The organism is Psychrobacter sp. 1U2 (assembly GCF_051847575.1).
Genome location: NZ_JBPYDC010000816.1, coordinates 1 through 821 on the forward strand (window position 1 = coordinate 1; position 821 = coordinate 821).

At 37.4% G+C, this 821-nt stretch carries 1 protein-coding gene; it reads right to left on the bottom strand.

Annotation, left to right across the window (positions count from 1 at the left end):
- On the bottom strand, positions 1 to 506 hold a 506-nt coding region (locus tag ACS8FD_RS18905; RefSeq protein ID WP_439276988.1), incomplete at its 3' end, for a hypothetical protein.
- Positions 507 to 821 lie beyond the last annotated feature (315 nt).

Below are 821 nucleotides of genomic sequence, written 5' to 3' on the forward strand. Positions count from 1 at the left end.
CCATTTTTTTCATCGATCTCGATATCTTCGACTTGATAGCCCATGTTGTTTAGCTTTTTTATAGCGCGCTGTTTGATCTTAGGGTAGCGTGACTCGTTTTTAATAGTTTCTTCGATGTCATTTTTATCATGGTGGTCGCCGTGATGTTTTCTATCATCCCAGATAGTGGACCACTCTCTTTTGTCAGAGCTGATAAGCTTTAAGCCTGGATAAGTATATTTAAGCTTATAAGGCTGATTGTTCTTTTTAGCATAGACGTTGATACGCGAGTCTGATACTGGTTCGACATCCATCACATAGTAGCCACTTCGGCGCAAATCAGCGCGCAATTTACCAATATTTTTGCCAAAATTCTTATCTTTATAGATATGGTTATATCTGCCTTCATAGCGGTTGCCATCATGGTCGTATGCCATCGCTGGACCGCCAAGAGCGGTGCTAAGTAGGGCGGCACCTAGAAGGGATGCGGTCATCGTTTTTAAGGTAGTGCGGTTTTTTGTACTCATTATAGGTATCTTCTTTTTTATTACTATTTTTCAGTTAGTCAGTTGCATGGCGTTTTGATTTTATTTACCAAACAATTTTAGTTGTTAGCGTTCTTAGTCATTGGCATTCACCGATTTAGCCTTATTTATAACGTTGTTATTCAGCTAATCTATTAAGCTAATACTAATCAACAAAAATATTCTGAAATATTTTTTTACATTCACTATGGTAGGCGCCAAAACTTCATAGCAGATGTCGTTTTCGTTAATAAGTTGTAAGTAATTCTGATGCTTTCGTAAGAATACTACGCGTTTAGTGAGCATAATCTTGTAAAT